This is a genomic window from Stenotrophomonas sp. PvP093 (assembly GCF_017876915.1).
GTDB classification, from domain to species: Bacteria; Pseudomonadota; Gammaproteobacteria; order Xanthomonadales; family Xanthomonadaceae; genus Stenotrophomonas; species Stenotrophomonas muris.
The window spans coordinates 3,996,321-4,022,818 of the sequence record NZ_JAGIOX010000004.1; the positions used below are offsets into that span (position 1 = coordinate 3,996,321).

Genomic DNA, 26,498 nt, shown 5'->3' on the forward strand with positions numbered 1-26,498 from the left:
ATCCGACCCGGGCATCAGCCGCGGCTGACGCGGCCGACCGGCGTGTTGCCGCCGTCGCCGAGGAACTTGCGCGGGTTGACCACGTTGCCGTTCTCCCACACCTCGAAGTGCACGTGGGCACCGGTCGAACGGCCGGTGGAACCGGCCTTGGCCACTTCCTGGCCGGCGCGGACCAGGTCACCGGCCTTCACCACCAGGCGCGAATTGTGCGCGTAGCGGGTGACATAGCCGTTACCGTGGTCGACATCGACGACGTTGCCATAGCCGCCCTTCACACCAGCGAAGCTGACCACGCCTTCGGCCACGGCCATCACCGGGTCACCGACCTTGGCGTGGAAGTCCATGCCCTTGTGGGTGGCGGCGCCGCGGCCGAACGGGTCGGCACGGGTGCCGAAGCCGGAGGTCACGTAGCTGTTGCGGATCGGCATGCGCGACGGCACGGCGTTCTGCTGCAGCTGGTGGTCGAACATCAGCGATTCCATCACCGACAACTGGCGGCCTGAAGCAGCGAAGCGCTGCTCCAGCACCTGTAAGTCGGCGTTGACGTCCTTGACCGGGATGTCGCTGGTCGGGCCGCCGGCGTCGCCATCACCGAGGCCGGGGGTCTCGTTGAAGTCGAATTCGCCATCTTCCAGCTTGCCCATCTGGGTCAGCCGTTCGCCGAGGGCGTTCAGGCGGGTGGCCTGCGCCTGCAGCTCGCCGAGGCGGGCGGCCAGCGCGTTGACCTGGGTCTGCGCATCGCGCTTGACCTTGGCCAGCTCCGCATCCTGGCGCTCGACCTTGGCCTGCAGGCGCGAATCATTCAGCGCACTGGCGCCAATGCCGCCGGCAAGGCCGATAATGCAGCCTACCCCGAGCACGCTGCCCAGCAGGGCGCGGGGGCGGTCCTCGAAATAGAACCGCAAACGCGTGATCGGCGACGCCTTGGCCTGTCCTTCACGCGTTTTGATTACGATCTTTTTGAATGCCATCAGTGAGTTTTCATGTCTGAGCCGAAATCCAGCGTTCGCCCCGCGTCAGTGCCGAAACCGGCGCTGGATGCGGTAATGGCGGACAAAAGCGGGAACCCGCTGCGTCGGGCCTTGTGGCTCGACGCGCTGGACCGGCAGTTGCGCCCCCAGTTGCCGCCACCTCTGCGCAGCCGCTGCCGGCTGGCCAATGTGGACGGGGAACACCTCGTTTTTCTCGTCGAGTCCCCGGTCTGGCATGCCAAGTTGCGGCTTGCCGAAGCCCAGTTGCTCGACGCGGCCCGTTCCATCGGGCTGAAGGCCACCAGGGTGACCATCAAGACTGCGTCCACCACTCCCTCACGCTCCCCAGCGATCGACAACCGGAATGGCCCCCACGCAGTTTCAGCCGCCACGCACAAAGGGCTACGCGACGCCTTGGCTTGCCTGCAGGACGTTCCCTCGAAGCCGAAGAAACGGTCCTGATGGCAACGGAGCATCCGGCTCCGCTCCCCGTTGCGCGTGTCACCACGGCGTGAAACATTTCGGGGGCCGGGTCGCATCCTAGCGGCCATCCGGGGGCCTGTCGTTAGATTGAAGTTAAAACTTCGTTAAATTCAGGCTTCCGATCCAACAGGTTCACAAAACCGTGACCTTGAACCGGCCTTGACGCCTTTCAAGCACGCTGAATGCGTCGCAAGCGCCGGAAACAACGACGCCGCCCTGGAAGGCGGCGTTTTTATCTTGAAATTCAACGATCTATGGAATCAGGCGTAGGCCGGGGTGGCATATTCCACCGGATCCGGGCTGGTCGGCGAGTCGAAGCTGACCCATTCCCAGGCGCTGGCGTCGGCCATCAGGGCCCGCACCAGCTTGTTGTTGAGCGCGTGGCCGGACTTGAAGCCCTCGTAGGCGCCCAGCACCTGGCCACCGGCCAGGTAGAGGTCGCCAATAGCGTCAAGGATCTTGTGGCGCACGAACTCGTCGGCGTAGCGCAGGCCGTCTTCGTTGAGCACGCGGAACTCGTCCAGCACGATGGCGTTGTCCATCGAACCGCCCAGGCCCAGGTTGCGCTCGCGCATGTATTCCAGGTCGCGCATGAAACCGAAGGTGCGCGCGCGGGAGATTTCCTTGGTGTAGGCCAGCGTCGAGAACTCGATTTCCTGCCGCGACTGCTTGGCCGGGATCATCGGGTGGTCGAACTGGATGGTGAAGCCCAGCTTGTAGCCCTCGTACGGGGTGAAACGGGCCACCTTGTCGCCCTCGGTCACCTCCACGGTCTTGAGCACGCGGATGAAGCGCTTGGGCGCATCCTGTTCGATGATGCCCGCCGACTGCAGCAGGAACACGAACGGGCCGGCCGAACCGTCCATGATCGGCAGCTCGGCCGAGGACAGTTCGACGATGATGTTGTCCACACCCAGGCCGGCCAGCGCCGACATCAGGTGTTCGACGGTCTGGATCTTTGCGTCGTTGCAGGTCAGGCCGGTGCACAGGGTCACTTCGGTGACCAGTTCGGCCTTGGCCGGCACCTCCACCACCGGGTCCAGGTCCACGCGGCGGAACACGATGCCATGGTTGACCGGTGCCGGGCGCAGGGTCATGTAGACCTTGTCACCACTGTGCAGGCCAACGCCGGTGGCGCGGATCGTGTTCTTGAGGGTGCGTTGCTGGATCATGGGGGATGGACCGGAAGTGACACATTAGATTAACACGCGCACTCCCCTACCCCGGCTGAAACGCCAGTTGCAGCCACCGGCAGGATCCACCGGCACGCCGCTGGAAAGCGCGTGAAGCAGGGCGGCCGGGCCCATCCTGGCCCGGCGCCCGCGTTTTCAGGACATGGTGGCGCAACCCGGGGAGGACAACCCCGGGCCGCCCCGCTTAGTCCGCCTGGCGGCGCAGGAACGCCGGGATGTCCAGGTAATCGTTCGGCAGTTCCGCCGCCGCCGGGGCCGACGCGGCCGGGGCCGAAGGGGCGGAGGCCGCTGCGGTATCGCTGCTGGCGCGACGCAGGCCCAGGCCCATGCCACCCACCGCCTTGGAGACGGCATCGCCGCCGTTGTCGAACTCGCCGAACTCCGGCTGGCCGGTGGTGGCGTTGCGGACCAGCTTGATCGGCGCACGCTCGCCCGGACGCTGGGTCTTGCTGGCCGAGACGCGGTTCAGGCCGGTGGCCACCACGGTCACGCGCACTTCGTCCTGCATGTCCGGATCGAGCACGGTGCCGACCACCACGGTGGCATCTTCGGAAGCGAAGCCATCGATGGTGCGGCCGATCTCGTCGAACTCGGCCATGGTGAAATCGGCGCCGGCGGTGATGTTGACCAGGATGCCGTTGGCACCAGCCAGGTTCACATCGTCCAGCAGCGGGTTCTGGATCGCCGATTCGGCAGCGGCCTGGGCGCGGTCATCGCCACGGGCGGTGCCGGTACCCATCATCGCCAGGCCCATTTCGGACATGACGGTGCGCACGTCGGCGAAGTCGACGTTGATCAGGCCCGGACGCACGATCAGGTCGGCGATGCCCTGCACGGCGCCCTGCAGCACGTCGTTGGCAGCGCGGAAGGCCTGGATCATGGTCGCGTTGCGACCCAGCACGGTGATCAGCTTCTCGTTCGGGATGGTGATCAGCGAGTCGCAGTGCTGGCTCAGTTCCTCGATGCCCTTCAGCGCCACCTGCATGCGGCGACGGCCTTCGAACGGGAACGGCTTGGTGACCACGGCCACGGTCAGGATGCCCATTTCCTTGGCCAGCTGTGCCACCACCGGCGCAGCGCCGGTACCGGTGCCGCCGCCCATGCCGGCGGTGATGAACACCATGTCGGCGCCCTGCAGCGCGTCCATGATGCGCTCACGGTCTTCCAGCGCGGCCTGGCGGCCGACTTCCGGGTTCGCGCCTGCGCCCAGGCCCTTGGTCACGTTGGTACCCAGCTGCAGCTGCAGCTTGGCACCACAATTCTTGATGGCCTGCGAGTCGGTGTTGGCAGTGATGAATTCCACGCCATCCACTGCCGAGTTGACCATGTGCGCCACGGCATTGCCGCCGCCGCCGCCCACGCCAACCACCTTGATCACCGCATTGGGTGCCATCTTTTCGATCAGTTCAAAATGCGCCATGTCCGTGTCCTCGTTGTATCCGCTTTGGCTGGCATGGGCATTCGGGCGTCCTGCCGTCCTGCTGCATGCCGACGTTGCGGCTGTGTGGGTTGTGTGTAGCCGGTATTGCGTTGTGATGCGGGTACTGCGGGTGTTGCGCCCGGGCGAGGCCCGGGTTTACGGGTTCCGCGTCAGAACTCGCCGCGGAACCAGGTCTTGAGTTTCTTGAACATGCTTCCGGCGCGCCCGGTGGGCAGCGACGGCCGCCGCGGGTGCTCGATCTGGCTACCCATCAGCAGCAGGCCCACGCCGGTGGCGTGTACCGGGTTGCCGACCACTTCGCCCAGGCCGGTGACGTGCTGCGGGATGCCCACGCGCACCGGCATCTGCAGCATTTCCTCGGCCAGTTCGACCACGCCTTCCATCTTCGACGCGCCACCGGTCAGCACCATGCCGGCGCGCACCAGCTCCTCGAAGCCGGAGCGGCGCAGTTCGGCCTGCACCATCTCGAAGATTTCCTCGTAGCGGCCCTGCACGGCCTGCGCCAGCGAATGGCGCGGCATGCGGCGCGGCGGGCGGTCGCCCACCGACGGCACCTGGATGCTCTCCTCGGCCGTGGCCAGCTGGGCCAGGGCGCAGGCATAGCGCACCTTGATCTGCTCGGCTTCCGGGGTCGGCGTGCGCAGCATGTGCGCGATGTCGTTGGTCACGTGGTCGCCGGCGATCGGCAGCGAGGCGGTGTGGCAGATCGCACCCTGCACGAACACCGCGATGTCGGTGGTGCCGGCGCCCATGTCGACCAGCACTACGCCCAGCTCGCGCTCGTCGGCGGTCAGCACCGCCACGCTGGAGGCCAGCGAGGACAGCACCAGGTCGTCCACCTGCAGGCCGCAGCGCTGCACGCACTTGCTGATGTTGGCCGCCGCCGACTGCGCGCACACCACCAGGTGCGCATGCACTTCCAGGCGCACGCCGGTCATGCCGACCGGGTTGCGGATGCCTTCCTGCGAATCGTCCAGCACGTACTCGCGCGGGATCGCGTGGAGGATCTTCTGGTCGGCCGGGATCGCCACCGCCTTGGCCGCGTCGAGCACGCGATCCAGGTCGCCCCAGGTCACTTCACCGTCGCGGATCGGCACGATGCCCGGCGAGTTCTTGCACTGCACGTGGTTGCCGGAGATCGAGGCGTACACCGAACGGATCTCGCAGCCGGCCATCAGCTCGGCTTCTTCCACCGCGCGCTGGATCGACTGCACGGTCGATTCGATGTCCACCACCACGCCGCGCTTCAGCCCGCGCGATTCGTGCGAGCCGATGCCGATCACTTCGATCGGGTTGCCCGGCGAATACTCGCCCACCAGCGCCACCACCTTGGAGGTGCCGATGTCCAGGCCAACGATCAGCGATTTGTCACCCTTGCGATTCATGTCCTTTCCTGCGTGCTTCTGGCCGGGGTCGCCGGCGTTTTCGCCGGCGTGGCCGGGGTACCCCAGCTCAGCGTGAAACCATTGGTGTAACGGAGGTCGGCGCGCTCGATCGGCGCGTCCTGACGGTTGAGCTGCGGCAGTACCTTGACGAAGCGCTGCATGCGCGAGCGCGCGTCGTCGCGGCCGACCACCACTTCGGTGCCGTTGCTCAGCACCAGCGACCAGCTGCCGCGTGCGTCCATCGTCACCCGGCGCACATCGACGCCGGCCGGTGCGAACAATGCACGCGAGTCGCTGTACAGCTTCATCACTTCCGCGGTCTGGCTGTCCGGGCCATCCAGCTCCGGCAGCGCCAGGTCGGACAGCTTCTTCGGCGTGGGGAACAGCTTGCCCTGCTCGGACACCAGGCGGTCGGTACCCCAGCGGGCGAACGGCTTGTGCTCGACCAGGGTCACTTCCAGCACGTCCGGCCACTGCTTGCGGACCTGCGCGCTTTCCACCCACGGCAGCTTTTCCAGGGCGTCCTGCGCGTCCTGCAGCTTGACCGCGAAGAAACCGGCGCGCGCATACGGCAGCAGCACCTGCTGCAGCTGTTCGGCCGGCACCCGCTTGAACTCACCATGCACGCGCAGCTTCGCCAGCGGCCAGCGCTCGGCGCCGACCCAGCCATTGACCACGGCCACCACCGGCAGTGCAACCACCGACAGCGCCAACAGCCAGACGAAGATGCGCAGCACCGCGTTCATGCGTGCGAGGCCTCCAGGGTCTGTTCCAGCACGCGCCACACCAGTTCCTCGAAACCGATGCCGGCCTGGCGGGCCGCCTTGGGCACCAGCGAATGGCTGGTCATGCCCGGCGCGGTGTTCACTTCCAGCAGGAAGAAACGGCCGCTGTCGCGATCGCGCATCACGTCCACGCGGCCCCAGCCACGGCACCCGGCGGCACGGAACGCGGCCAGCGCGATGCGCCGGATGTCCTCTTCGTCGCCACCGTCCAGGCCCGGGCACAGGTACTGGGTGTCCTCGGCGATGTACTTGGCGTTGTAGTCGTACCACTGGCCCTTGGGCACGATGCGGATCGACGGCAGTGCGACGTCGCCAAGGATGGCCACGGTCAATTCGTCGCCGACCACCATCTGCTCCATCAGCAGCTGGCCGTCGTAGCGCGCGGCCAGGGCCACCGCTTCATCCAGCCCGGCGTCATCGGTGACCCGGCTGATGCCCACGCTGGAGCCTTCGTTGGCCGGCTTCACCACCACCGGCAGGCCGAGTTCGGCGGCATTGGCGTGCACGTCCTCGGCAGTGACCTTGCGGTACTGCGGGGTCGGCAGGCCCAGCGACAGCCACACCTGCTTGGTGCGGATCTTGTCCATGCTCAGCGCCGAACCCAGCACGTTCGAGCCGGTGTACGGCACGCCGAAGGCGTCCATCAGGCCCTGCACGATGCCGTCCTCACCGCCACCGTTGTGGCCGTGCAGGATGTTGAAGACGCGATCGATGCCACCGGCGGCGAGCGCGCTGGCGAGCGCCGGAATGCCGTCCACCGCGAACGCATCGACGCCACGCGACTGCAGGGCTTCGAGCACGTTGCGGCCCGAATCCAGCGACACCTCGCGTTCGCTGGAACTGCCGCCCAGCAGCACGGCGACGCGGCCGAACTCGGCCGGGTCGGTCACGCGCAGCGGCGGGAAGGTCAGCGTGCTCACGCCTGGCCCTCCCCCTTGAAACCTTCCACCGCGATATGGGTGGCCACGGCACCGATGTCGCCGGCGCCCATCATCAGCAGCAGGTCACCGTCCTGCAGCACGTCCGGCAGCACGCTGGCCAGCTCGGCGGCCTTGCCCACCACCACCGGCTCACTGCGGCCACGCGCGCGGATGGCACGGGCCAGCGCGTGCGAGTCGGCGCCGGCAATCGGTTCTTCACCGGCCGGGTAGACCTCGCTCAGCACCAGCGCATCAACGCTCGACAGCACGGCGGCGAACTTGTCGAACTGGTCGCGGGTACGGCTGTAGCGGTGCGGCTGGAAGGCCACCACCAGGCGCTTGTCGGCCCAGCCACCACGAGCGGCGGCGAACACTGCCTCCAGCTCGCTCGGGTGATGGCCATAGTCGTCGATGATGCGGACCTTGGCGCCACTGGCGGTGGTCACCTCGCCCAGATCGTTGAAGCGACGGCCGACACCGGCGAAGCCCTCCAGCGCGCGTGCGATCGCGTCCGGGGCCACGCCCAGCTGCCAGCCCACCGCAGCGGCGGCCAGCGCGTTGAGCACGTTGTGCCTGCCCGGCAGCGCCAGCACCACTTCCTGGCTGGTGCCCTGCGGCAGGCGCAGGGTGAAGCGCATGCGCGACCCTTCCTGCACCACGTTCTCGGCGCGCACGTCGGCCTGCGGGCTCATGCCGTAGCTCATCACGTGGCGCGGGGTCCTGGCGGCCAGCGCGGCGACTTCCGGATCATCGATGCACAGTACCGCCAGGCCGTAGAACGGCAGGCGCTGCAGGAACTCGGCAAACGCCGCCTGCACGCGGGCGAAATCGTTGCCGTAGTTTTCCAGGTGGTCGGCATCGATGTTCGTGATGATCGACATCAGTGGGTTCAGGCGCAGGAAGCTGCCATCGCTTTCATCGGCCTCGGCCACCAGCCACTGCCCGCCACCCAGCTTGGCGTTGGCACCGGCGGCCAGCAGCTGGCCACCGATCACGAACGTCGGGTCCAGGCCACCTTCGCTCAGCACCGCAGCGGTCAGGCTGGTGGTGGTGGTCTTGCCATGGGTCCCGGCCACGGCGATGCCGCGGCGGAAGCGCATCAGCTCGGCCAGCATCGCCGCACGCGGCATGATCGGAATGCGCTGGCTGCGTGCTTCCATCAGTTCCGGGTTGTCTTCGCGGATGGCACTGGAGACCACCACGCAGTCGGTGCCCAGCACGTTGGCCGCGGAGTGGCCGCGCATGATGCGCGCCCCCAGGCTGGCCAGGCGGCGGGTCGCCACGTTGTCGGCGTTGTCCGAGCCGGACACTTCATAGCCCAGCGTCAGCATCACTTCGGCGATACCGCTCATGCCGGTGCCGCCGATGCCGACGAAATGCACGCGCGGGAACGCGCGCACCAGGTCGTTGGTGTCGTGCAGGCGACGGATCATGCGCGGCCTCGCGCAGGGCAGGCGCGGTGGCATGCCTTCTTCATACAGCTTCCTCGAGAATGATATCGGCGATGCGCTCGGCGGCATCGACCTTGGCCAGGGCACGCGCGGCTTGCGCCATCTGCATGCGGCGGGCGGGATTTTCGGACAGATCGCGCAGCGTTGCGGCAATGCCGTCGGCCAGCGTTCCGTCCTGCTTCAGCAACACCGCCGCGCCGCGCTCGACCAGGTACTCCGCGTTGCGGGTCTGGTGATCGTCGACGGCAGCGGGGAATGGCACCAGCACGCTGCCGACACCGACCGCGCACAGCTCGGCCAGCGTGGACGCGCCGGCGCGGCAGACAACCAGGTCAGCCCAGGCAAAGGCTTCGGCCATGTCGGCGATGAACGGCGTGATTTCCGCCTGCACACCGGCCTTGGCGTAAGCCTCCACCGCTTCGGCATGCATCTTCTCGCCGCTCTGGTGGCGCACCTGCACCGGCAGGCCGGCGCCCAGCGCGGCAATCGCCTGCGGCACGCCGGTATTGAGGGCACGCGCGCCCTGGCTGCCGCCCACCACCAGCACCCGCAGCGGGCCCTGCCGGTCGGCGAAGCGCTGTTCCGGCGGCGCGATGGCAGCGATTTCCGCGCGCACCGGGTTACCGACGAACTCCTCGCCCTTGGCGAAGGTGCCCGGGAAACCGGTCAGCAGGCGACGAGCATAACGCGACAGGATGCGGTTGGTCAGGCCCGGCGCACGGTTCTGCTCATGCACGATCAGCGGTAGGCCATGCAGGCGCGTGGCCATGCCACCGGGGCCGGAGGCAAAGCCACCGAAGGCGACCACCGCGCGCGGCTGGCGCTGGCGGATGATGAGCCCGGCCGCGCGCAGCGCGCGCATCAGCCGCCACGGCGCCGCCAGCAGGGCCAGCTTGCCCTTGCCGCGCAGGCCAGTGATGGCCAGCGTATCGATGGCGATGTCGTGCTGCGGCACCAGGCGGGTTTCCATCGCACCGTCGGCGCCCATCCAGGTCACCGGCACGCCGCGCTGGCGCAGCACGCGGGCCACGGCCAGGCCGGGGAAGATGTGACCGCCGGTGCCTCCGGCCAGGATCATCACCGGGCGCCCACTCTCGGTGGCTGCACTCATGACAGCCTCCCGAAGGTCGGTTCGATGCGCGACTGCAGGCGGCTGGTGCCACGTGCGGCGCTCGCTGCAGCGGACGCGGGTGCGACCGGCTCGGCACGCATCGGCACGCTGGCGTCCACCGCTGCGGCGGGCTTGTCCATCGGTTCGGCCGCGGCGTCTTCGGCGCCACCGATGCGCACGGCCTGGCGGCGCTCGGCGCGCTTGAGTTCATACGACACGCGCAGCAGCAGGCCCATCGCCACGCAGGTCATCAGCACCGACGAACCGCCGGAGGAGATCAGCGGCAGGGTCAGGCCCTTGGTCGGCAGGATGCCCAGGTTCACGCCGATCGAGACGAAGGTCTGCATGCTGATCCACAGGCCGATGCCGAAGGCGATGTAGCCGGAGAAGTGGCGCTTCATTTCCACGCAGCGCATGCCCAGCCAGAAGGTGCGGCCGACCAGCAGCGCATACAGCGCCACGATCACGCAGGTACCCAGGAAACCGAATTCCTCGGCGGTGACCGAGAAGATGAAGTCGGTGTGCGCTTCGGGCAGGTAGTACAGCTTCTGCACGGAGTTGCCCAGGCCGACGCCGGTCCATTCACCACGGCCCACCGCCATCAGCGCGTTGGACAGCTGGTAGCCGTCGCCCTGCTGGTCGGCCCACGGGTCCAGGAAGGAGGTGATGCGGCGCATGCGGTACGGCTCGATGATCGCCAGCGCGCTCATGCCGACCAGGCCGATGATCACCGGCATCGACATGCGCGGCATGTTCACCCCGCCCAGCACCAGCATGCCGGCGGTGATCGCCAGCAGCAGGGTCGAGGAACCGAAGTCCGGCTGCAGCAACAGCAGCACCACCAGCGCACCGGCCACGCCCAGCGGCTTGAGCATTGCCGGCCAGGTCGCATTGACCTCGTCGCGGAAACGCACCAGGTAGCTCGACAGCCAGACGATGTAGAGCACTTTCACCGCTTCGACCGTCTGGAACTTGGAAATGCCCAGGTTGATCCAGCGGCGCGCACCGTTGACCGTGCTGCCCAGTCCCGGTGCGAACACCGCCAGCAGCAGTACGAAGCAGCCCAGCAGCAGCATCTGGTTGTACTGCTCGATCGACTTCAGCTCGGTGCGGGCGGCAATGACCGCCAGCACGATACCCACCGCCAGGAAGATCAGGTGGCGGTTGAGGTAATAGAACGGGCTGCTCATCAGCGCGATCGAGCTGGAGGCCACCATCACCACGCCGACACCGGTGAGCGCGATGATCGCGCCCAGCAGCCACTTGTCGTAGCTGCCCTCGATGGCTTCAAGGCGTGTTGCCTGGCGGGACAGGTCGTTCATCTCAGCGCACCTTCAACGTGGCCAGGCCGATCAGCACGAGCACGACGGAGATGATCCAGAAACGCACGATCACGCGCGGCTCCGGCCAGCCCTTCAGTTCGAAATGGTGGTGGATCGGCGCCATGCGGAACACGCGCTTGCCGGTCAGCTTGAACGAGGCGACCTGGATCATCACCGACAGCGTTTCGATGACGAACACGCCGCCCATGATCACCAGCACCAGCTCCTGGCGGGTGATCACCGCGATCGTGCCCAGCACCGCACCCAGTGCCAGTGCGCCGATGTCGCCCATGAAGACCATGGCCGGGTAGGTGTTGAACCAGAGGAAGCCCAGGCCCGCGCCGGCGATGGCCGCACAGATGATGACCAGCTCGCCGGCGCCCGGGATCTGCGGGATCTGCAGGTAGTTGGCGAACACCACGTTGCCCGAGGCGTAGGCGAACACGCCCAGCGCGCAGGCCACCAGCACGGTGGGCATGATCGCCAGGCCGTCCAGGCCGTCGGTCAGGTTCACCGCGTTGGAGAAGCCGACGATCCAGAAGTAGGCGATGGCCACGAAGCCGATGCCGGCCAGCGGCAGCGCGACCGACTTGAACATCGGGATGTAGAAGGTCAGCGCTGCCGGCACGTCGGCCGTGTAGAACAGGAACAGGCCCGCGGCCAGGCCGAAGATCGACTGCAGCAGGTACTTCCAGCGCGACTTCAGGCCGTTCGGGTCACGGCGGACGATCTTGATCCAATCGTCATACCAGCCGATGGCGCCGAAGCACAGCATCACCGCCAGCACCAGCCACACGTAGCGGTTGCGCAGGTCGGCCCACATCAGCACCGACAGGGTGATGGTGAGCAGGATCAGCGAACCGCCCATGGTCGGCGTGCCGGCCTTGGAGAAATGGGTCTGCGGACCGTCCTTGCGGATCGGCTGGCCGCCCTTGAACTGGGCAAGCTTGCGGATCATCGCCGGGCCCAGCCACAGCGACAGGAACAGGGCCGTCAGCGCGGCAAGGATGGCGCGGAACGTCTGGTAGTTGAACAGCCCGAACAGGCTCTCCAACTGCTGCAACCATCGAGCCAGTTCATACAACATGCGGGGATTCCTCTCCTTGCGCCAGCAGCGCTTTGACAATCGTGTCCATGGCGCTGCCACGGGAACCCTTGACCAGGCAGCGCACGCCGGCGTGCAGCTCGTCCTTCAGCGCCTGCGACAGCGCGTCGTGGGTGGCGAAATGGCGGCCGCCTTCGCCGAAGGCGGAGGCGGCCGCGGCGCTGAGCGGGCCCAGTGCATACAGGCGCTTCAGGCCGGCAGCACGTGCGCGGAGGCCGGCCTGCGCATGCAGCGCTTCCGCGTCCGGGCCCAGCTCGCGCATGTCGCCCAGCACCAGCCAGCCCTCTTCCGGCGCCGCGGCCAGGGCATCGATGGCCGCGGCCAGCGACCCGGGGTTGGCGTTGTAGCTGTCATCCACCAGCACCGCGCCATTGCGCAGCTGATGGGCGATCTGGCGACCCGGCACCGGCTGCGCTTCGGCCAGGCCGGCGGCAATCAGCGCCAGATCGACACCGGCGGCCAGCGCCAGGCTGGCGGCGGCCAGCGCATTGCTGACGTTGTGGCGACCCGGCAGGCCCAGCACCACGCGGGCTTCGCCGGCCGGTGCGACCAGAGTGAACTGGCTGCCCTGCGCACCGGCGCGGATATCGCGCGCGGTCACGTCCGCCGAGTGTTCCAGGCCATAGCGCAGCACGCGGCAACGCGCCGGGGTGCTGATGAAATGCTGTTCGAACCAGCGGCCATAGGCATCGTCGGCGTTGATCACCGCCACGCCATCGGCCGGCAGCGCGGCGTAGATCGCGCCCTTGGTCACCGCCACGCCGAGCAGGCTGCCCATACGTTCCAGGTGCGCCGGGGCGATGTTGTTGACCAGCGCATAACGCGGGCGGGCGATGTCGGTCAGGTAGGCGATGTCGCCCGGCTTGCCGGCGCCCATCTCGTAGACGGCGTAGTCGGCATCTTCCGGCGCATCGATCACCGCCAGCGGCAGGCCGATCTCGTTGTTGCGGTTGCCCGGGTTGGCGTAGACCACCTTGTGCGCGTGCTGGGCCACCTGCTGCAGGATCGACAGCAGCAGGCTCTTCACGCTGGTCTTGCCATTGCTGCCGGTGATCGCGAACACCTCGGTGCCACGGTCACGCTGCATGCCTGTGGCGATCTTCGCCAGCGCCAGTTCGCTGTCGGCCACCAGCACCTGCGGCAGTTCGACCGGCAGCAGGCGCTCGACCAGCAGCGCACTGGCACCGCGCGCCTGCGCGTCGGCCGCGAAGTCATGGCCGTCGAACCGCTCGCCGCGCAGCGCCACATACAGACTGCCCGGACCGAGATTGCGGGTGTCATTGCTGACCGCATCGATGGCCACGTCGTCGCCGTGGATCTCGCCGCCGGCCCAGTGTGCGATCAGCGAAAGCAGGGTGCGCTTCATGCGGCGCCCTCCCCGGCCTGCGCGCTGAGCACACCGGCCCTGGCCGCCAGCGCGGCGGCGGCCACTTCGGTGTCGTCGAAGTCATGGCGCACGCCATTCACTTCCTGGTACGGCTCGTGGCCCTTGCCGGCGATCAGGATGATGTCGCCTGCACCGGCACGCTTCACCGCCAGGCCGATCGCACGCGCGCGGCTGCGCTGCACGGTCACGGCATCGGCGTTCTGGAAGCCGGCCAGGATGTCGGCCACGATCACATCGCCATCTTCGCCGCGCGGGTTGTCGTCGGTGACGATGACCTGGTTGGCCAGGCGCTCGGCAATCGCCGCCATCTGCGGGCGCTTGCCGGTGTCGCGCTCGCCGCCGCAGCCGAACACGCAGAACAGCGTGCCCTGCAGGTGCCCGTGGAGGCTGTCCAGCGCCTGTTCCAGCGCATCCGGGGTGTGCGCGTAGTCGACCACCACCGTCGGCAGGCCGTCTTCACCGCCCAGGCGGTTCATGCGGCCACGGATCGGCTGCAGCGCCGACAGCACCTCGGCAATACGCGGCAGCGGCTGGCCCTGCGCATGCAGGGTACCGGCCACGGCCAGCAGGTTGTCCACGTTGAAGCGGCCCAGCAGCGGCGACTGCACCGTCGCGCACTGGCCGTCGATGACCAGCTCGAAGGCGATGCCACGACCGTCCAGCTGCAGTGCCTCGGCGCGCACGCTGGCGTCGGTGGCACCACGCGAGCTCAGCCCGATCGCCTGCACGCCGGCCGGCAGGCCCGCGAACAGCTGCCGGCCGAAGGCATCGTCCAGATTGATCACCGCGGCCTTCAGGCCCGGGCGATGGAACAGCCGCGCCTTGGCCGCGCCGTAGCTGGCCATGTCACCGTGGTAGTCCAGATGGTCGCGGGTGAGGTTGGTGAACACCGCCACGTCGTAGTGCACGGCGTCCACGCGGCCCTGGTCCAGCGCATGCGAGCTGACTTCCATCGCCACCGCGCGCGCACCGGCGTCGCGCAGCTGCGCCAGAAGCGCATGCATCTGCAGCACCAGCGGCGTGGTGAAGCCGGTCGGCTCGACCGCACCATAAAGTCCGGCACCCAACGTGCCGATACTGCCACTGGGCGTTCCGAGCAGATGCCAGGCCTGGGCCAGCAGCTGCACGGTGGAGGTCTTGCCGTTGGTGCCGGTCACGCCGACCATCGCCATCGCCCGCGATGGCGCGCCATGGAACTGGTCGGCCATCGCGCCCATGCGCGCGCGCAGGCCCGGCACGGCGATCGCATCGGCCGGGGCCGGCAGATCGGCCGGTGCCGGCGGTTCGAACAGGATGGCACTGGCACCGGCAGCGCGCGCCTGCTCGACAAAGCCCAGGCCATGCGCGCCGAAACCGGCGATGGCGACGAAGGCGTTACCGGGGCGCACGGCACGGCTGTCCAGCACCAGGCCGGTCAGAACGGGATCGTGACCCGCCAGGGCCACGTCCGGAAGCAACTGCGAAAGCAACATCGAAGGACTCATTGCGTGCCTCCCGTAGCGGGCGGCGTCTGGGCTTGCGCGCTTGGCAGCGCAGCGTCGAATTCAGCGGCGGCATCGACCGGCAGCGCGGTCTCGGCCGGCGGCGCAGGCAGGATCGAGGCCGAATGGCCGACCTTGCCCGACTGCTGTGCGGCCAGCCACGACTGCAGGTCGTCCAGCGGCACGTCCATCAGGCGCAGGGTGCCTTCCATCACGTTGTGGTAGACCGGCGCCGACACCAGGCCGCCGTAGAACTTGCCGGCCTGCGGGTCGTTGATGACGATGACGGTAGCGAAACGCGGGTTGGTGGCCGGCACCACGCCGGCGAACAGCGCGTTGTAATGGCCGCGCTCATAACCGCCCGGGCCGGCCTTGCGCGCGGTGCCGGTCTTGCCGGCCACGCGGTAACCCAGCACCGCCGCCTGCTTGGCGCCGCCCTGGGTGACCACCGTTTCCATCATCGCCACCACCTGCCGGGCGACGTTCTCGTCGATGATCTGCTGGCCTTCATTGCGCTGGCCCTTGACGAAGGTCGGCGCGATCAGGCGCCCGCCGTTGGCCAGCGCCGAGTACGCGGTGGCAATCTGCAGCGGCGTGACCGACAGGCCATAGCCATAGGACATGGTGGTCTTGGTGGTACCCGACCAGCGTGCCGGACGCATCACCACGCCGGCCGATTCACCCGGGAAACCACTGTGCGGCGCCGAGCCATAGCCGAAGCGGCGCACGCCGTCGTAGAAGGTCTGGTCCGGCATCTTCGCCGCAACCTTGGCCGCACCCACGTTCGAACTGCGGGTGATCACGCCGGTCACGTTGAGCACACCGTTGTTGCGCGGCACGTCGCGGATGGTGAAGCGGCCCAGGGTCATGTAGCCCGGGTTGGTGTCGATGATGGTGTCCTTGGTCACCGCACCGGCCTGCAGCGCGGTGGCGATGGTCAGCGGCTTCATCGTCGAACCCGGCTCGACCAGGTCGGTCACCGCGCGGTTGCGGCGCGTATCGGGGATCGCGCCGGTCAGCGAGTTCGGGTTGTAGGTCGGCAGGTTGACCATGGCCAGGATCTCGCCGGTGGTCACGTCCATGATCACCATCGAACCACCGGCCGCCTTGTTGGCCACCAGCGCGTTGCGCAGTTCCTTGAAGGCCAGGTACTGGATGCGGCGGTCGATGCTGAGGGTCAGGTCCTTGCCCGGCTCGGCGGCGCGCAGCAGATCGCTTTCGACGGTCTCGCCCTTGCGGTTGCGGATCACCCGCTTGGCACCGGCCTTGCCGCGCAGCCATTCGTCGAACGCCAGCTCCAGGCCTTCCTGGCCGCGGTCGTCGATGTTGGTGAAGCCCAGCACGTGCGCCATCGCTTCGCCCTGCGGGTAGAAGCGGCGGAACTCGCGCTGCGCGGCCACGCCCGGAATCTTCAGCGCGACCACCTTCTCTGCCTCGTCCGGATTGATCCGGCGGCGCAGGTACATGAATTCCTTGTCCGACTTCTGCGACAGGCGGCTGCTCAGCTCATCCACCGACATGCCGACCGCCTGGGCCAGCTCCGGGATGCGCTCGGGCGAACGCAGCAGGTCCTGCGGGTTGACCCAGATCGAGGCGACCGGGGTGGACACCGCCAGCGGCTCGCCGTTGCGGTCGGTGATCATGCCGCGCGAGGTCTTGATCGGCAGCTCGCGCAGGTAGCGGGCCTCGCCCTGGCGCTGGTAGAAATCGCTGTTGATGATCTGCACGTAGGCCGCGCGACCCACCAGCGACACCGAGCACAGGCCAAGCGCCAGCGCGACCCAGCGCAGGCGCTGGCGCAGGTTGAAGGCGTTGCGCGGGCGGTTGCGGCCGGTCTTGCTCATGGGCGCACCACCACGATGTCAGCGGCCTCGGGGAACTTCATGCCCAGCTTCTCGCGGGCAATGCGGTCCACGCGGTTGGCTTCGGCCAGGGTGGCCTGTTCCAGCTGCAGGCGGCCGAACTCAAGGTTGATGTCATCGCGCTTGCGCTCGGCACGCGACAGCTCGATGAAGGTCTGCCGGTGGCGGTGGCGCACGAACACCACGCCGATCGCCGAGGCGACGGTGCAGGCCAGCAGGATGATCAGCAGCAGCCGGCTCATGCATCGGCCCCCCGCTTCTGTGCCACGCGCAGCACGGCGCTGCGGGCACGCGGGTTGGCGGCCAGCTCTTCGTCGGTGGCCTTGATGGCGCCGCCGATCAGGTCCAGCGTCGGCACGAACGCAACCGCCTCGGGCAGTCGGCGGTTGGCCGGCGGCGCCTTGGCCAGGCGGTTCATGTACTGCTTGACGATGCGGTCTTCCAGCGAGTGGAAGCTGATCACCGCCAGGCGGCCACCGGGCTTGAGCCGTTCCACCGCCGCATCGAGCCCGGCTTCCAGATCGGCCAGCTCGCGGTTGATGTGGATGCGGATGGCCTGGAAGCTGCGCGTGGCCGGGTGGATCTTGTCCTTCCCACGCGGCATCACCGAGGCGATCAGCTCGGCCAGTTCGGCGGTGCGGGAGAACGGCTGCTTCTCGCGGCGGGCCACGATGGCGCGGGCGATGCGCCGGCTCTGGCGCTCTTCGCCGTAGGTCCACAGCACATCAGCGATCTCGCGCTCTTCGACGCGGTTGATCCACTGCGCGGCGCTTTCACCGCTGTCCGGATCCATGCGCATGTCCAGCGGGCCGTCCTTGCCGAAGCTGAAGCCACGTTCGGCCACGTCCAGCTGCGGCGACGACACGCCGAGGTCGAACAGCACGCCGTCCAGGCCTTCGGCCGTCGCGTCCCACTGCAGCAGCTGGGCGAAGCTGCCCCGGAAAATGGACACGCGCGGGTCCGGCGCGAAATCGCGCTCGGCAACGGCGATGGCTTCCGGATCCTTGTCCATGACCAGCAGGCGCCCCTCGGGACCGAGCTGGGTGAGCACGCCACGTGCATGACCGCCACGACCGAACGTGCCATCCAGATAACGTCCGTTTTCGATCACCCTCAGGCCTTCAAGGACCTGGGTGTACAGGACCGGCAGGTGCACCGCCGGCGACTGCGACACCGGAAGGTGACCGGCCTGCGCTTCTGGGCGCATCCGGGCACCCCGGCTCACAACTTCAGGTCGAGCAACCCATCACCCAGATCCTCGTCAGACAACGTCTGCTGGATCAGGGCCCGATGCGCCTGCTCGCTCCACAATTCGAACTTGTCGCCCATACCGAGCAATACCGCCTTCTTCTCAATGCCCACCGCACCGCGGTGGCTGGCGGGGATGCTGATGCGACCGTTGCCGTCCAGTTCCAGATGGGCGGCCGAGCCGACCAGCTTCTGCTGCAACAGGCGCACGACGCGCTGGGTGTTGGGCTTGGACATCACATCGTCGCGGACCCGCTCCCATTCCGACTCTGCATACAGCCACAGGCAGCCGGCTTCGAACGGGTTGTAGGTCAGCACGAGACGGTTGTTGCTGGCGCGCGCGACGAGGTCGCGGTAAGCGGTGGGAACCGCCATGCGCCCTTTGTCGTCAACTGTGATGGCCGTCTCGCCCTGGAACACGACGCCTGCACCTTGTCCTTCGCCCGGTGAAACATTGAACCACGAAAACCCACAAAACACCCGGATTTCCCTCTGATGCCCACCTTAGCAGCGGGCCGAGGGTTGTCAACAACTTTTCAGCGGGGAAATCGCCAGCCGCATCAATGGCTTGCAACAACCTTTAGAGAATTGTTCAAGGCTTATCCACAAGTTGCTGATCCGTCTCAATTTTTGAGATTGAACGGAAGTTCAGGGGCGTGGAGAGGGCGTGAAACATCGGCCGCGCATTCATCCGGAACGGGCCGGAAACGGCGCCGGACTGCGCAAACCGTGCACAATGAGGCCATGTGCCTGCTCGCTCTTGGCTGGATGCACCACCCGCGCTGGCGGCTGGTGATGACCGGCAACCGTGATGAGTTCCACGCCCGCCCGACGGCGGCGCTGGCCCCCTGGCAGGATGAGACGTCCGTCATCGGCGGGCGCGATCTGCGCTCCGGCGGTGGCTGGGCCGGGGTTGGCGCCTCGGGCCGGATGGCGGTGGTCACCAACGTCCGCGACCCGATGGCGGCCCAGACCGGCCCGTCGCGGGGCGCGCTGGTGGCCGACTTCCTGCGCGGCCGCGACCCGGCCGCTGTGCATATCGACCGATTGGCGACCGTGGCTGGCGCCTACGCCCCGTTCAATCTGTTGCTGGCCGATAGCGACAGCCTGGAGTACCTCGGCAACCATCCCGCCGAACGGCAGACCCTCGGCCCGGGCGTGCACGGCATGTCCAACGGCGCGCTGGACGCGCCCTGGCCGAAGACCCGGCGGCTGATGGCGGCCCTTGAAGCCTGGCTTCAGAATGACGGGGTCAGATCCCTTTCGCACAGCGAAAGGGATCTGACCCCGGACCTGACCCCACTCTGGAATGCTCTGGCCGACGAACACCGCCCTGCCGACAGCGACCTGCCCGACACCGGCATCGGCCTGGAACGCGAGCGCTGGCTGAGCCCGGCCTTCATCCGTGGCGATGACTACGGCACCCGTGCCAGCACCGTGCTGCTGATCGACGCCGACGGCCATGGCGAGATCCACGAACGCCGCTTCGGCCCGCAGGGCGCTCCCAGCGGCCAGAGCCACGTCATTTTCTGACCCGGTCATGACGGCCCTTGGCCGGATGCTCTTGGCGGGGGGGGGGGGGTAGTGCCGGCCGCTGGCCGGCAACCTCTGGATCTTCGGATGCAGCATGAAGTTGCCGGCCAGCGGCCGGCACTACCCGCACGCGTGTCGTCATTGAAGTGACGGTCGTCGTCAGCGCACCACGCCTGAAACGTCATTCAGCTTCCAGCCGCGACCGCGATCCGTCCGCGCCACAGCGGTTTCAGCATCACAGCCAGCCGACTGTGCCCTTTTCGCAATCGGCACTGTGTCTATAAATGTCGCCCCTGACCTCCCAGGGTGGTCGCGCCCGGCATCGCGCCGCGCAATCGACCACAACCCTCAAGGAGGCCCCATGCGTCGCATTCTCATCCTGTTCGCCACCCACCTGCTTGCTCTCGCCCTGGGCTTCGGCCTGGGCATCTATCTGCTGCCGATCCTGATCGCCCCCGATGACCCGCCGGTCACGCAGGTGCAGGCCGCGATGAACGACGCCACCTATCGCACCACCTTCCGTCGCGACCTCAAAGGCAGCGACGCGGTGCACTGGGCCGAAGGCAAGGTCAGCGTCAGCGCCACCCAGGTTGCCTTCGACGGCAAGATGGGACCGGGCCCGGACTACAAGGTCTACCTGGTCCGCGACTTCGTCGACAACAAGGCCGACTTCCTGAAGATCAAGGCGCAGGCCCAGCGCATCGGCGAGGTGAAGACCTTCAACCGCTTCCTGGTGGATGTGCCCGCGAACGTGGACGTGGACGACTACACCACGGTGGTGGTGTGGTGCGAGCGCTTCTCGCAGTTCATTTCCGCCGGCCAGTACCGCACGCCGGGCTGAGGACAGCATGGGGTCGGATCCCTTTCCTCCGGAAAGGGATCCGACCCCGCAATCACGGTAGCTCCACGCCATGCGTGGAAGAAGAAGGAGGCGGAGCCGGCCGATAAGCCGGGTTCTGTCGTGGACAGTCATTCCTCTAGGCGTTACGTCACCGCAACGCTCAAGCAACCTACCCGGATCCAACGCGGGCCGCGCCAAAGGATCCCTATTTGGTCTTGCTCCAGGTGGGGTTTGCCGTGCCGGTCTGTTGCCAGACTCGCGGTGCGCTCTTACCGCACCATTTCACCCTTACCGGCCTTCCGAAGAAGACGTAGGCGGTATCTTTCTGTTGCACTTTCCGTCGGCTTGCGCCGCCCAGGCGTTACCTGGCACCTTGCCCTATGGAGCCCGGACTTTCCTCGGCACCCCCGAAGGGATGACGCGACTGTCTGGCCGGCTCCGCCAGCGCATATTCTAGCGTACGCAGGTCCTTCCTGCCGTGCTGATCGCGGCGTCCGGTTCATCCATCCACGCATGGCGTGGATCTACTGCAGTAGCGCCACGCCATGCGTGGCTGCAGCAATCCATCAACTACCGTACAACGCCTTGCGCGGCGCGCCCGTCAGTTCCGCGGCCAGTTTGGCGGCGGTCGACGGCGGCAGGTGCTCGCTCAGCTTCGCGTAGACGCGGCGGCCATGCGCCAGCTGCGCTTGTTCGTCATCACCCGCGCCCTGCACCATCACCACGAATTCGCCCTTGCGCTGGTTGTCGTCGGCCTCGACCTTGGCCAGCAGGCCCGCCAGGTCACCATCGAGCACGGTCTCGAACAGCTTGGTCAGCTCGCGGGCCAGCACCGCCGGGCGTTCGCCACCGAAGATCGCCGCCATGTCGGCCAGCGATTCGGCGATGCGGTGCGAGGATTCGTAGAACACCATCGTGCGCACTTCGCCGGCCAGCGCCTGCAGGCGGTCGCGGCGGCCGCTGGCCTTGGCCGGCAGGAAGCCCTCGAAACTGAAACGGTCGCTGGGCAGGCCGGCCACGCTCAGCGCGGCGATGGCGGCACAGGCACCGGGAACCGGGCTGACCTTGATACCCGCCGCGCGCGCGGCACGCACCAGGCGGAACCCGGGGTCACTGACCAGCGGGGTACCGGCATCGCTGACCAGCGCCAGCGACTCGCCGGCCTGCAGGCGCGAGACCAGGCGCTGCGCCAGGGCCTCTTCATTGTGTTCGTGCAGGGCCACCAGTGGTTGCTGGATGCCGAAATGGGACAGCAGCTGGCCACTGCGGCGGGTGTCCTCGGCACAGATGGCCGCCACCGAACGCAGCACCTCCTGCGCGCGCGGGCTCAGATCGGCCAGGTTGCCGATCGGGGTGGCGACGACGTACAGGGTTGGGACACTCATTTCAGCGGTACTCACGGGGCAAGGGTAGAATCGTAGCGTGTACCCGGCCAAGGCCGCTGCCCTCATCGCATGGACCCGATCATGAACAAGCCCGCCGCACGGTTCTCCGCCCTGTCGTTGTCGCTGATGCTGCTGGCCGGTTGTGCCACCACCAGCCTGACCAGCACCCCCGATTCGCCGGCCCAGGGCCAGGCGCTGGCGCTGATCGAACAGGGCAAGCCGCGCGACGCCGCACTGCAGCTGGAAGGCCTGGCCGCCACGCTGCGTGGCGGCGCCCGCAGCAACGCACTGGCCGACGCGGCCTGGGCCTGGCACCTGGCCGGCGACAGTGCCCGCGCGCGCAGCCTGCTGGGCCAGCTCACCGCCCGCCAGCTGTCCGGCGCCAGCCTGCAGCGCTACCAGCTGACCGGTGCCGAGCTGGCGCTGGCCGACAAGCAGCCTGCGCAGGCGCTGGCGCTGCTGAAGGATCATGCCGACAGCGTTGCGGTCGGCCTGCGCACCCGCTGGCTGCTGGCCCGCGCCCAGGCCCTGCAGGGCACCGGCGATGCCTTCGGTGCCGCCAACGAGCGCGCCCGTGCCCATGCCGGCCTGACCGGCAGCGCGCGCAGCGAGAACCAGGCCGCCATCGCCGGCCTGCTCGGCACCCTCGACGACGCCACCCTGCGCAGCCGTGCCGCCGCGCTGCCGGCCAACGACCCGCTGTACAACTTCGCCGGCCGTGCGCTGATCGCGCGCGGCCTGCCGCTGCCGCGCCCGTTCGACCGCGATGGCGCGGCCCAGTTCGACACCAGCAAGCGCCCGCCGGCGATGAGCGACGGTTACCGCCCGCCGGCCAAGCTGGCCGTGCTGCTGCCGCTCAGCGGCCGCCTGGCCACCGCCGCGCAGCCGGTGCGCGATGGCCTGTTGAGCGCCTACTACGGTGAAAGCCGCCGCCGCCCGGACATCAACTTCTTCGACACCGCCGGCACCCCGGCCGGTGCCCTCGCCGCCTATGACAAGGCGGTCGCCTCCGGTGCCGACTTCGTGGTCGGACCGCTGGGCCGCGACGAAGTGGACGCCGTGTACGGCCGCCAGCAGCTGCAGGTGCCGGTGCTGGCCCTGAACCGTGGCAAGGACGCACCGCCGGCCGGCAGCGCCGGTTTCTCGCTGGCACCGGAAGACGACGGCATCGTCGCCGCCGAATACCTGCGTGGCCGCGAACGCAACCGCGCACTGGTGATCAGCAGCAATGACGACACCGGCCGCCGTTCCGCCGCCGCCTTCGCGCAGCGCTTCGCACAGCGCGGTGGGCAGGTGGTGGCCACCTTCAACGTCAGCGATGCCGTTGGCGATGTCGGCGCGCAGGTGCGCAATGCCGGCCAGGTCGATGCGGTGTTCCTCGCCGTGCGTGCACCGCAGGCCCGCCTGCTGGCGCCGCAGCTGGCGCTGGCCGGTGCCGGTGGCGCCACCCGCGTCGGCACCTCGCAGCTGACCGTCGGCAGCGGCAAGGTGGAAGAAGACGTGGCCCTGGACGGCATCGTCTACCCGAATGAAGCCTGGAACGTGCGCAGCGTGTCCGGCCTGCCCTCGGCCAGCCAGGTGGCCAGCACCCTGCCGAGCGCACGCGGTGCGGCCGGCCGCCTGTTCGCGTTCGGCGCCGACGCCTGGAAGATCACCGCCTATCTGGACAAGCTGTCCAACGAAGGCGGCCTGGACGGTGCCACCGGCACCCTGTTCCTGGACAGCAACGGCAACATCCTGCGCCAGCCGGCATGGTCGACCTTCAATGGCGGCCGGCCGATGCCGATCGTCGGTGGTCGCTGAGCGCAGCCAACGTGGCTCGGCGGTGGAAGCCGCCGCCGAGCAGCATCTGCAACAGGCCGGACTGCAGCCGCGCGCGCGCAACGTGCGTTATCGCGGCGGTGAACTGGACCTGGTGATGGACGATGCCGGCATCGTGGTGTTCGTGGAGGTGCGCTATCGCGCGCGATCAGAGTACGGTGGCGGTGCCGCTTCAGTCGATGCGCGCAAATGCCGGCGCCTGGCGCATGCCGCGCAGCTGTACCTGCAGGACCACCCCGCGCTGGCCAATGCGCCCTGCCGCTTCGACGTGGTGGAAGCCAGTGGCGAACCGCCGCAGCTGCATTGGCTGCGTGACGCATTCCGGCTGGATGATTGCTGATGTGTACTGTCCGCCTTGGTAGAAGCCGACCTTGGTCGGCGCGTCTGTGCCAACCAAGGTTGGCCCCCGCCAGAGCGCAGCCTGGCCGGCACTACCATGGTGCGTGACTGATGCCTTCGATCATCACCCATGCCGCCGTGCCGCTGGCGCTGTGGTGCGCCGCTGATCGTGGCCGCATCCCGCCGCGCCTGCTGGTTGCAGGCGTGATCGCCGCGATGCTGCCCGATGCCGATGTACTGGCCTTTGCGCTGCACATTCCCTATGCGGATGCCTTCGGCCATCGCGGTGCCAGCCATTCGCTGCTGTTTGCCGGAGTGCTGGCGGCATTGGCGGCGGCGTTCGCATTCTTTGGTAGCGGCCGACCTTGGTCGGCACCACACAGCCCCGGTAGTCGCCGACCTTGGTCGGAGCAGCACAGCCCCGGTAGTCGCCGACCTTGGTCGGCGGTTTCGTGCCAACCAAGGTTGGCACCTACCAAGGCAGGGCCAACGTTGGCATCGACCGTACAAGCCGCTGTATTCGTCTTCGTCTGCGCCGCCAGCCATCCACTGCTGGATGCGATGACCTCCGGCGGCCTCGGCGTCGCACTGGCCTGGCCGTGGAGCGAACACCGCTTCTTCGCACCGTGGCGACCGATCCGCGTTTCACCCTTCGCCCCACAGTTCTTCAGCGCACGCGGCGTGGCTACCCTGCTCTCCGAACTGCGCTGGGTGTGGCTGCCACTGGCCGGCGCCGTTGTCGCCTGGAAACTGATCCAACCCGCTCCTGCTGCCTCTCGAGATCCGTCATGAGTCCTGCCCTGCCTGCTGCCCTGGTCGCCGAACTGTCCACCCTGCTGGGCGCGGAGGGCTGGCGCATGGACGACAGCGCGCTGGAGGCCAACGCGCAGGACAATTCATGGCGCCGCCAGCGTCCGGCAGCCGTGGCGCTGCCCGCCGACGTCGAACAGGTTCAGGCACTGGTACATGCCTGTCGCGCGCATGGCGTGGCGCTGGTCGCGCGCGGCGCCGGCACCGGAACTACCGGTGCAGCCGTCCCGCAGCCGGGCAGCATCGTGCTGTCGTTCACCCGCATGGACCGCATCATCGAGATCCGCGCCGGTGATCGCTGCGCGGTCGTGCAGCCCGGCGTGCTCAATGGTACCCTGCAGCAGGCACTGGCCCCGCATGGCCTGTTCTGGGCGCCGGATCCTTCCAGCGCCGAGATCTGCAGCATCGGCGGCAACCTCGCTTGCAATGCCGGCGGGCCGCGCGCGGTGAAGTACGGCACCAGCCGCGACAACGTGCTGGGCCTGGTGGCGGTGACCGGCACCGGCGAGGTGATCCGCTGCGGTGGTGCCTACACCAAGGACGCCACCGGCTACGACCTCACCCATCTGCTGGTGGGCAGCGAAGGCACGCTGGCACTGATCGTGGAAGCCACGCTGAAGCTGACCCCGTTGCCGGTCAGCCAGGCCGGGCTGCGCGTGCTGTACCGTGATGCCGATGCTGCTGCGGCCGCCGTATCGCGGTTGATGTCGCAGCCGGTGGTACCCACCCGCCTGGAATTCATGGACGCGCGCAGCCTGGAGCTGCTGCGGCTCAATGGTGCTGACGTGCCGGAGGCCGGTGCGATGCTGCTGGTCGAGGCCGATGGTGACCACGACACCCTGCCCTATCTGCTGCAGGCCCTGGCCAGCGCCGCCGAAGGCGACGGCATGATCGAACTGGACGTGGCGATGGAAGGCCGCGCGCGCGACCAGCTGTGGGCGGCGCGCAAGGCGCTGTCGCCTGCGCTGCGCAGTGTGGCGCCGGGCAAGATCAATGAAGATGTGGTGGTCCCGGTGTCGCGCATTCCAGACCTGGTGGCCGGCGTGCAGGCGCTGGCACGCAACTACACGCTGACCATCGTCACCTTCGGCCATGCTGGCAATGGCAACCTGCACGTCAACATCCTCTACCACCCGGACGATGCCGACGAGAACGCACGCGCGCATGCCGCGCTGCCAAGGATCTTCGAGCTGACGCTGGCATTGGGCGGCACGTTGTCGGGCGAACACGGCATCGGCCTGGCCAAGCGCGATTTCATGGCGCAGGCCTTCACCCCGGAAACACTGGCAACGATGCGCGCGATCAAGGCCGCGCTGGACCCGGACGGCATCCTCAACCCGGGCAAGGTGCTGCCGCCGGCATAGACTGCGCGCACTCCTTCGCGCTCCTGTAGAGCCGAGCCATGCTCGGCTGCTCTTCGACCAGATCGCGATGACGCCCGCGCTGTGTGCGCAAGCCGAGCGTGGGCTCGGCTCTACAACGACGTGCCGTTCACCTTCGCGCTCCTGTAGAGCCGAGCCATGCTCGGCTGCTCTTCGACCAGATCGCGATGACGCCCGCGCTGTGTGCGCAAGCCGAGCGTGGGCTCGGCTCTACAACGACGTGTCGTTCACCTTCGCGCTCC

At 68.0% G+C, this 26,498-nt stretch carries 23 protein-coding genes, 1 other RNA gene and 1 pseudogene; 7 read left to right on the top strand and 18 right to left on the bottom strand.

Annotated features, from left to right (window positions below; genetic code table 11):
- Positions 1-14: 14 nt before the first annotated feature.
- A complete protein-coding gene (locus J3A72_RS21385; RefSeq protein WP_014645946.1) occupies positions 15-971 on the bottom strand; it encodes a M23 family metallopeptidase in 957 nt (318 codons plus the stop codon).
- A gap of 12 nt (positions 972-983) precedes the next feature.
- Between J3A72_RS21385 and J3A72_RS21390 the strand changes: the two genes are divergently transcribed.
- Positions 984-1,433 carry a DUF721 domain-containing protein gene (locus J3A72_RS21390; RefSeq protein WP_032956682.1) on the top strand — a complete coding sequence of 150 codons (450 nt, stop codon included), beginning with the start codon at positions 984-986 and terminating at the stop codon, positions 1,431-1,433.
- A gap of 281 nt (positions 1,434-1,714) precedes the next feature.
- On the opposite strand, the gene lpxC is transcribed toward J3A72_RS21390, so the two are convergent.
- The 15 genes and pseudogenes from lpxC to mraZ form a co-directional block, all read right to left on the bottom strand.
- Entirely contained in the window at positions 1,715-2,626 is a 912-nt protein-coding gene (gene lpxC, locus J3A72_RS21395; RefSeq protein ID WP_014645945.1) for a UDP-3-O-acyl-N-acetylglucosamine deacetylase, read from the bottom strand.
- Positions 2,627-2,831: 205 nt separating this feature from the next.
- Positions 2,832-4,067 (bottom strand): cell division protein FtsZ, encoded by a 1,236-nt coding sequence (gene ftsZ, locus J3A72_RS21400; RefSeq protein WP_005415297.1) that lies wholly within the window; start codon positions 4,065-4,067, stop codon positions 2,832-2,834.
- A 170-nt stretch (positions 4,068-4,237) separates the two neighbouring features.
- Positions 4,238-5,473 (bottom strand): cell division protein FtsA, encoded by a 1,236-nt coding sequence (ftsA, locus tag J3A72_RS21405; protein WP_005408083.1) that lies wholly within the window; start codon positions 5,471-5,473, stop codon positions 4,238-4,240.
- Positions 5,474-5,544: 71 nt separating this feature from the next.
- Positions 5,545-6,219: pseudogene (locus J3A72_RS21410) on the bottom strand (cell division protein FtsQ/DivIB); the annotation flags it as partial.
- Positions 6,216-7,178, bottom strand: coding sequence for a D-alanine--D-alanine ligase (locus J3A72_RS21415; protein ID WP_014645943.1), 963 nt, complete (start codon positions 7,176-7,178; stop codon positions 6,216-6,218). The gene J3A72_RS21415 and the pseudogene J3A72_RS21410, both read right to left, overlap by 4 nt.
- Positions 7,175-8,611: a UDP-N-acetylmuramate--L-alanine ligase gene (murC, locus tag J3A72_RS21420; RefSeq protein WP_014645942.1), complete on the bottom strand. Its 1,437-nt coding sequence runs from the start codon at positions 8,609-8,611 to the stop codon at positions 7,175-7,177. The genes J3A72_RS21415 and murC overlap by 4 nt, the downstream gene beginning before the upstream one ends.
- A gap of 40 nt (positions 8,612-8,651) precedes the next feature.
- Complete coding sequence (murG, locus tag J3A72_RS21425; protein ID WP_053495602.1) at positions 8,652-9,740, bottom strand: undecaprenyldiphospho-muramoylpentapeptide beta-N-acetylglucosaminyltransferase; 1,089 nt, start codon at positions 9,738-9,740, stop codon at positions 8,652-8,654.
- Complete coding sequence (gene ftsW, locus J3A72_RS21430) at positions 9,737-11,062, bottom strand: putative lipid II flippase FtsW (RefSeq protein WP_014645940.1); 1,326 nt, start codon at positions 11,060-11,062, stop codon at positions 9,737-9,739. Before ftsW ends, murG begins: the two co-directional genes overlap by 4 nt.
- Before the next feature lies 1 nt (position 11,063).
- Positions 11,064-12,149 (bottom strand): phospho-N-acetylmuramoyl-pentapeptide-transferase, encoded by a 1,086-nt coding sequence (gene mraY / locus J3A72_RS21435; protein ID WP_004154219.1) that lies wholly within the window; start codon positions 12,147-12,149, stop codon positions 11,064-11,066.
- Complete coding sequence (gene murF / locus J3A72_RS21440) at positions 12,139-13,533, bottom strand: UDP-N-acetylmuramoyl-tripeptide--D-alanyl-D-alanine ligase (protein WP_046428819.1); 1,395 nt, start codon at positions 13,531-13,533, stop codon at positions 12,139-12,141. The genes mraY and murF overlap by 11 nt, the downstream gene beginning before the upstream one ends.
- A complete protein-coding gene (locus J3A72_RS21445) occupies positions 13,530-15,038 on the bottom strand; it encodes a UDP-N-acetylmuramoyl-L-alanyl-D-glutamate--2,6-diaminopimelate ligase (protein ID WP_075076537.1) in 1,509 nt (502 codons plus the stop codon). Before J3A72_RS21445 ends, murF begins: the two co-directional genes overlap by 4 nt.
- Positions 15,035-16,879, bottom strand: coding sequence for a penicillin-binding transpeptidase domain-containing protein (locus J3A72_RS21450; protein WP_014645937.1), 1,845 nt, complete (start codon positions 16,877-16,879; stop codon positions 15,035-15,037). Before J3A72_RS21450 ends, J3A72_RS21445 begins: the two co-directional genes overlap by 4 nt.
- Positions 16,876-17,139, bottom strand: a complete 264-nt coding sequence (gene ftsL, locus J3A72_RS21455; protein ID WP_005415286.1) for a cell division protein FtsL — start codon at positions 17,137-17,139, stop codon at positions 16,876-16,878. Before ftsL ends, J3A72_RS21450 begins: the two co-directional genes overlap by 4 nt.
- A complete protein-coding gene (gene rsmH, locus J3A72_RS21460; RefSeq protein WP_075076536.1) occupies positions 17,136-18,104 on the bottom strand; it encodes a 16S rRNA (cytosine(1402)-N(4))-methyltransferase RsmH in 969 nt (322 codons plus the stop codon). The genes ftsL and rsmH overlap by 4 nt, the downstream gene beginning before the upstream one ends.
- A gap of 14 nt (positions 18,105-18,118) precedes the next feature.
- Positions 18,119-18,565 (bottom strand): division/cell wall cluster transcriptional repressor MraZ, encoded by a 447-nt coding sequence (gene mraZ / locus J3A72_RS21465; RefSeq protein ID WP_004143635.1) that lies wholly within the window; start codon positions 18,563-18,565, stop codon positions 18,119-18,121.
- A 324-nt stretch (positions 18,566-18,889) separates the two neighbouring features.
- Here mraZ and J3A72_RS21470 point away from each other — a divergent pair, with 324 nt between their 5' ends.
- Entirely contained in the window at positions 18,890-19,678 is a 789-nt protein-coding gene (locus J3A72_RS21470) for an NRDE family protein (protein ID WP_075076535.1), read from the top strand.
- 361 nt (positions 19,679-20,039) lie between these two features.
- Positions 20,040-20,519, top strand: a complete 480-nt coding sequence (locus tag J3A72_RS21475; RefSeq protein WP_075075623.1) for a DM13 domain-containing protein — start codon at positions 20,040-20,042, stop codon at positions 20,517-20,519.
- A gap of 88 nt (positions 20,520-20,607) precedes the next feature.
- On the opposite strand, the gene rnpB is transcribed toward J3A72_RS21475, so the two are convergent.
- Positions 20,608-20,959, bottom strand: an RNA gene (gene rnpB / locus J3A72_RS21480) — RNase P RNA component class A.
- A gap of 126 nt (positions 20,960-21,085) precedes the next feature.
- Positions 21,086-21,904, bottom strand: a complete 819-nt coding sequence (gene rsmI / locus J3A72_RS21485; protein ID WP_014645933.1) for a 16S rRNA (cytidine(1402)-2'-O)-methyltransferase — start codon at positions 21,902-21,904, stop codon at positions 21,086-21,088.
- Between the two features lie 81 nt (positions 21,905-21,985).
- Between rsmI and J3A72_RS21490 the strand changes: the two genes are divergently transcribed.
- The 4 genes from J3A72_RS21490 to J3A72_RS21505 all read left to right on the top strand — a co-directional run bounded on the left by J3A72_RS21490 (position 21,986) and on the right by J3A72_RS21505 (position 26,238).
- Positions 21,986-23,707 (top strand): penicillin-binding protein activator, encoded by a 1,722-nt coding sequence (locus J3A72_RS21490; protein ID WP_032956659.1) that lies wholly within the window; start codon positions 21,986-21,988, stop codon positions 23,705-23,707.
- On the top strand, positions 23,697-24,065 hold the full coding sequence (locus J3A72_RS21495; protein WP_041864068.1) for a YraN family protein: 369 nt from the start codon (positions 23,697-23,699) through the stop codon (positions 24,063-24,065). The genes J3A72_RS21490 and J3A72_RS21495 overlap by 11 nt, the downstream gene beginning before the upstream one ends.
- A gap of 110 nt (positions 24,066-24,175) precedes the next feature.
- On the top strand, positions 24,176-24,856 hold the full coding sequence (locus J3A72_RS21500; protein ID WP_075075622.1) for a metal-dependent hydrolase: 681 nt from the start codon (positions 24,176-24,178) through the stop codon (positions 24,854-24,856).
- Positions 24,853-26,238, top strand: coding sequence for an FAD-linked oxidase C-terminal domain-containing protein (locus J3A72_RS21505; protein ID WP_075075621.1), 1,386 nt, complete (start codon positions 24,853-24,855; stop codon positions 26,236-26,238). Before J3A72_RS21500 ends, J3A72_RS21505 begins: the two co-directional genes overlap by 4 nt.
- The last annotated feature ends 260 nt before the right edge of the window (positions 26,239-26,498 follow it).

Excerpts from the sequence above, each read along its gene's own strand:
- ftsW (WP_014645940.1), bottom strand. The coding sequence starts at position 11,062 with ATGAACGACCTGTCCCGCCAGGCAACACGCCTTGAAGCCATCGAGGGC.
- ftsZ (WP_005415297.1), bottom strand. The coding sequence starts at position 4,067 with ATGGCGCATTTTGAACTGATCGAAAAGATGGCACCCAATGCGGTGATC.
- J3A72_RS21450 (WP_014645937.1), bottom strand. The coding sequence starts at position 16,879 with ATGAGCAAGACCGGCCGCAACCGCCCGCGCAACGCCTTCAACCTGCGC.
- J3A72_RS21500 (WP_075075622.1), top strand. The coding sequence starts at position 24,176 with ATGCCTTCGATCATCACCCATGCCGCCGTGCCGCTGGCGCTGTGGTGC.
- J3A72_RS21445 (WP_075076537.1), bottom strand. The coding sequence starts at position 15,038 with ATGAGTCCTTCGATGTTGCTTTCGCAGTTGCTTCCGGACGTGGCCCTG.
- J3A72_RS21470 (WP_075076535.1), top strand. The coding sequence starts at position 18,890 with ATGTGCCTGCTCGCTCTTGGCTGGATGCACCACCCGCGCTGGCGGCTG.
- rsmI (WP_014645933.1), bottom strand. The coding sequence starts at position 21,904 with ATGAGTGTCCCAACCCTGTACGTCGTCGCCACCCCGATCGGCAACCTG.
- murC (WP_014645942.1), bottom strand. The coding sequence starts at position 8,611 with ATGATCCGTCGCCTGCACGACACCAACGACCTGGTGCGCGCGTTCCCG.
- ftsA (WP_005408083.1), bottom strand. The coding sequence starts at position 5,473 with ATGAATCGCAAGGGTGACAAATCGCTGATCGTTGGCCTGGACATCGGC.
- murF (WP_046428819.1), bottom strand. The coding sequence starts at position 13,533 with ATGAAGCGCACCCTGCTTTCGCTGATCGCACACTGGGCCGGCGGCGAG.
- mraY (WP_004154219.1), bottom strand. The coding sequence starts at position 12,149 with ATGTTGTATGAACTGGCTCGATGGTTGCAGCAGTTGGAGAGCCTGTTC.
- J3A72_RS21475 (WP_075075623.1), top strand. The coding sequence starts at position 20,040 with ATGCGTCGCATTCTCATCCTGTTCGCCACCCACCTGCTTGCTCTCGCC.
- lpxC (WP_014645945.1), bottom strand. The coding sequence starts at position 2,626 with ATGATCCAGCAACGCACCCTCAAGAACACGATCCGCGCCACCGGCGTT.
- J3A72_RS21505 (WP_075075621.1), top strand. The coding sequence starts at position 24,853 with ATGAGTCCTGCCCTGCCTGCTGCCCTGGTCGCCGAACTGTCCACCCTG.
- J3A72_RS21490 (WP_032956659.1), top strand. The coding sequence starts at position 21,986 with ATGAACAAGCCCGCCGCACGGTTCTCCGCCCTGTCGTTGTCGCTGATG.
- J3A72_RS21385 (WP_014645946.1), bottom strand. The coding sequence starts at position 971 with ATGGCATTCAAAAAGATCGTAATCAAAACGCGTGAAGGACAGGCCAAG.
- rsmH (WP_075076536.1), bottom strand. The coding sequence starts at position 18,104 with ATGCGCCCAGAAGCGCAGGCCGGTCACCTTCCGGTGTCGCAGTCGCCG.
- J3A72_RS21390 (WP_032956682.1), top strand. The coding sequence starts at position 984 with ATGTCTGAGCCGAAATCCAGCGTTCGCCCCGCGTCAGTGCCGAAACCG.
- murG (WP_053495602.1), bottom strand. The coding sequence starts at position 9,740 with ATGAGTGCAGCCACCGAGAGTGGGCGCCCGGTGATGATCCTGGCCGGA.
- ftsL (WP_005415286.1), bottom strand. The coding sequence starts at position 17,139 with ATGAGCCGGCTGCTGCTGATCATCCTGCTGGCCTGCACCGTCGCCTCG.